The organism is Streptomyces sp. KR55, from assembly GCF_052245645.1.
GTDB lineage: Bacteria > Actinomycetota > Actinomycetes > Streptomycetales > Streptomycetaceae > Streptomyces > Streptomyces flavusporus.
In genome coordinates, this window is sequence record NZ_JBQQCE010000675.1 from 1 (window position 1) to 3,764 (window position 3,764).

At 72.1% G+C, this 3,764-nt stretch carries 4 protein-coding genes; 1 reads left to right on the forward strand and 3 read right to left on the reverse strand.

What is annotated here, in order from left to right; translation table 11 throughout:
• From ACTWQJ_RS48105 to ACTWQJ_RS48115, 3 genes are all read right to left on the reverse strand, one after another.
• Window positions 1-1,250 (reverse strand): VWA domain-containing protein (locus ACTWQJ_RS48105; protein ID WP_443312691.1); only part of this gene is annotated, 1,250 nt, incomplete at its 3' end.
• A gap of 38 nt (window positions 1,251-1,288) precedes the next feature.
• On the reverse strand, window positions 1,289-2,686 hold the full coding sequence (locus ACTWQJ_RS48110) for a hypothetical protein (protein ID WP_443312688.1): 1,398 nt from the start codon (window positions 2,684-2,686) through the stop codon (window positions 1,289-1,291).
• The gene (locus ACTWQJ_RS48115) at window positions 2,686-3,204 is read right to left on the reverse strand and encodes a hypothetical protein (protein ID WP_443312689.1); all 519 of its coding nucleotides are present in this window, start codon (window positions 3,202-3,204) and stop codon (window positions 2,686-2,688) included. The genes ACTWQJ_RS48110 and ACTWQJ_RS48115 overlap by 1 nt, the downstream gene beginning before the upstream one ends.
• Before the next feature lie 159 nt (window positions 3,205-3,363).
• Here ACTWQJ_RS48115 and ACTWQJ_RS48120 point away from each other — a divergent pair.
• Window positions 3,364-3,764, forward strand: a 401-nt coding sequence (locus ACTWQJ_RS48120; RefSeq protein WP_443312690.1) for a TOPRIM nucleotidyl transferase/hydrolase domain-containing protein, incomplete at its 3' end; no start/stop codon positions are given.

The following is a 3,764-nucleotide window of genomic DNA, read 5'->3' on the forward strand; positions in this document are numbered from 1 at the left end:
CTCTCGAACAGCTCGTGGGTCCGCCATTCGTAGAAGTCGGAGATCCACACCACGACCGTGTTGCGGGGCTCGGCGATCTTCGGCTGGGCGAGCGCCATGGCAACCGTGCCGTCGGTGCCGCCGCCGAGCTTGGTGCGCAGCAGCGTCTCGAACGGGTCGTGCGCCCAGGGCGTGAGATCCAGCGCCTGTGTGTCGTAGGCGATCAGGTGGACGTCGACCTTCGGCAGGCCGGCGAATATGGACGCCAGGATGGTGCAGTTGACCATCGAGTCGACCATGGAACCCGACTGGTCCACGACCACGATCAGCCGCTGGGGCGTCGTCTTGCGGCTGGTGTGCCGGTAGTAGAGGCGGTCGACGTAGAGCCGCTCCTCCTCCGGGTCCCAGTTGGTGAGGTTCTTCCAGATGGTGCGGTCGAGGTCGAGGTTGCGGAAGACCCGCTTGGGCGGGACGGACCGGTCGAGCTCACCGACCGTGGCTTTCTCCACCTGGGTGCGCAGCACTTCGGTGACCTCGTCGACGTAACGGCGGATCAGCGCCTTGGCGTTGGCCAGGGCCACCCCGGAGAGGTTGTTCTTGTCGCGCAGCAACTGCTCGATCAGGGACATGCTCGGGGTGAGCCGCGCCGCCAGCTGCGGATCGGCCAGCACCTCGCGCAGATGCATGCGCTTGACGAGACCTGCCTCGATCGAGCCGAGTTCCGGGCCGATCTCGGGCACGAGCCGGCTGAGGTCGGGCGTGGGCCCGCCCATACCGGTGCCGGTCGGGCTGACGCCGCCCCCGGCTCCCGTGCGGTGAGTGCCGCCCCGCCCGCCGCGCAGTTCACCGGGCCGACAGCCCAGCGCCCGCTCCAGCCAGCCCGCGTCGGACTGCCAGCGGGCCAGTTGCTCGGCGGTGACGGTGCCGGGGCGGGAGGCGAAGACGTTCAGCAGCACCTTCGACGCGAGCGCCGCGCGCCGCACCTCTGCGGCCCGGTCGCGCGTACCGTCCTCGTCCGGCTCGGGTGTCATCAACCCGTCGAACTCGGCGGCCAGCTCCGGGTGCCGCTGCACCACGGAGTCGACGGACGCCCCCGGGTCGAGCAGCGCGGACGGCAGGCCCATGTCCTCGACCACGGCGAGACTCGCCGACTCCAGGGTGGCCTGCTCCTCGGGGTCGAAGAGGCGGGCCAGCAGCCGCCAGTACAGCACCTGCCGACGGTTGTCGTACGGATCGGGCGCGGGCACCTGCCCGGCGGTCTGGTCGCCCATTCCTGCGGCCTGCCCGGTCGTTTCTGCGGTCTGGCCGGTCATTTGCGCAGCAGCTTTCCGGCACGCTCGCGCAGCACCTCGACGGCGTCGGTGGCCGCCTTCTCGGCCCGCACGCCGGCCTTGTCGGTCGTACCCCCGGCCCAGGCACCGGCGTGCACGGTGACGGACTTCTTCCGCACGGTCCTCTCGACGGCGAGCGGCTGGAGCAGAAACTCCCCGGCGTCCCAGCGGAGCAGGGAGATGCACGCTCCCGACGAGGCGACGGCCTCCGGCGTGAGCGGACCGGCGGCCGGCACACGGTCGGTGTCTACGGCGAGACGCTGCCCGGCGACCTGGAAGGTGACCGTGCCGTTGTCGTCCTCCTCCACGGCGTACCCCTCCAGCAGGACGGGCACGGCGATCCGGGCCGGGTGCCGGTCGAGGGGCGCCGTCGGGAAGGCGGTAGCGGTGGGCAGCGCGACCCGGGCGGTGGTGAAGACCTCGGCGGGCTCACTCATCCGGGCCCGGGCGTCGTCCCAGATCAGGTCGCCCTCGGCGGTGAGGGGCATGGCGTCGAGTTTCATGGCACGCCCCTCGCTGATGGCGGCCAACAGTGACATGTGCGGCCGGAGCAGCTGCCACAGCCCCGCCCCGACGACGGTGTCCGGCTTCGGCGCGGACACGCTCGCCCGCACCAGCCGGGGTGTACCGCCGTCCGCGGGCTCGAACACCGCCTGCACCTGGGCCTGTACGGCGGTGGCGTGCTCCTGGACGTCGACGCCGAGCGGCAGCAGACGGCCGGTCACCTCGACCGCGGCGGGGGTATCGGCCGCTCCGGGCATGGTCAGCAACAGCGCACGCGACCACAGGTCGGCCCACCGCCGCGCCGGGACACGCTCCAGGGTCGCGCCCGGACAGGAGGCGGCGAGCTCGGCGGCGAACCCGTCGAGCAGCGTCGCCAGGCGGCGCAGCGCCGGATCGGGCAGCATCGCGGAGACGACGGGGGCGGCCCCGGAGACGAGTTCGTGGTCGATTCCCTGCCAACCGGCCCGCGCCAGATCGCACAGCCAACTACGGGCGGCGGCATGCAGATTGACCGCGTGCTCCTCGCCGCCGGCCGGGGCGGCGCCGCTTTCCTCGGCCCGAGGCCGGTCGACGGCGTCCTGGATCCGTGCGACGAGCGCATCGTGCACGGAACCGAGCAGGGCGATGCGGGCGGCGGCGAGCGCGACGAAGTGATCCTCGCCGGCGGCCCCGGCAGCCGCCTTCTCGGCCGCCTCGGCGACCCGGGAGGCGAGCGGAGTCCCGGCGACGGCATCGGCGAGCGCTGCAAGCCCCTCGGCCTGGGCGGGCTGAGGCCGGAGGAGGCCGCCGACGAGGGCATCGTCGAGACCGTCCACGGCGGCAAGGGCCTCCGCCAGCCCGTCGATGGCATCGTTCAGCAGATCGGCACGCATCAGGCCACCGCCCTCGTCGTCGGGAACCACTGCATCTCGGGCAACGGAGCGGTGACCGGGGCGAGTTCGAGATAGGCCAGGTGCCGCAGGAACCGGCTGAACACCTGCGCCGCCGCCGAACTGTCGCCCTGCGCGGGCCGCATGGCGGTCATGGCGTCGGTGAGGGACTGTGCGTCGGGCCCCTCGGCGGCGTCCTCGACCTTCAGATACCGGGCGACGCGCTCGACGCCGTACTGGAGCACGGCCTCACCGATGAGCGCGCGAATGTGGTTGCAGAACCATCCCCGTGCTCCGCCGCAGGGACGGTTGTTGTTGGTGCTGCACGCGAACGCGTACGACCCCGCCTCCACCGACGACACATACACGCGCCCGATGTCCGACCCGCTGGACACCACCCCCTGCAACCGCCCGTCGGCCAGCTCCACGAACGGCACCTTGGCGAGCTTCCGCGGCCGCGCAGACGGCACCACCCGCGCCGTGCTCGACTTCTCCCACACCGACAACGCACCATCTCCCATGCATGCGAAAGGGGGCGTTCACGCCACCTCGGCGGAACGAGATCGAATCTATCGGCGGGCACTGACAATGCGTCTGACCAGCGGGAATGGAGCGACCCTGCCGTTGCAGGGCGCCCGAAATCCCTGGCGTGGCACCGGACATGGACGGAGACTTGCCTCATGACTGACATGGGGACGTTCCGGGAGACGGTCACCGCATGGGCGGCCGGTGGCCCCGGCGCACCCGCACACGAGCCGGCCGCGCGGCTACGCATCCAGGTGGCCGTCCTGCTGGAAGGACCGAGCGACGCCGCAGCGATCAGCGCACTGGCCGTCGGCCGCGGCCGGAACCTGGCGGCCGAGGGAGTGTGGGTCCTGCCGATGGGCGGTGCGACGAACATCGGCCGCTTCGCCCGCCTCCTCGGACCGTCCGGCCTGGGCCTCCGCCTCACGGGCCTGTGCGACGAGGCGGAACACCGCTACTACGCCCGCGGCTGGGAACGGGCCGGTGCGGCACAGCAGGGCATCTTCGGCTACGCGACCCGGTTGCGCAGCCGCACCCAGGGCCGCGGCACCTTCAC

What these genes read in the sequence shown, in the direction of transcription:
- ACTWQJ_RS48110 (WP_443312688.1), bottom strand. Translation starts at nt 2,686, where the DNA reads ATGCGTGCCGATCTGCTGAACGATGCCATCGACGGGCTGGCGGAGGCC.
- ACTWQJ_RS48115 (WP_443312689.1), bottom strand. Translation starts at nt 3,204, where the DNA reads ATGGGAGATGGTGCGTTGTCGGTGTGGGAGAAGTCGAGCACGGCGCGG.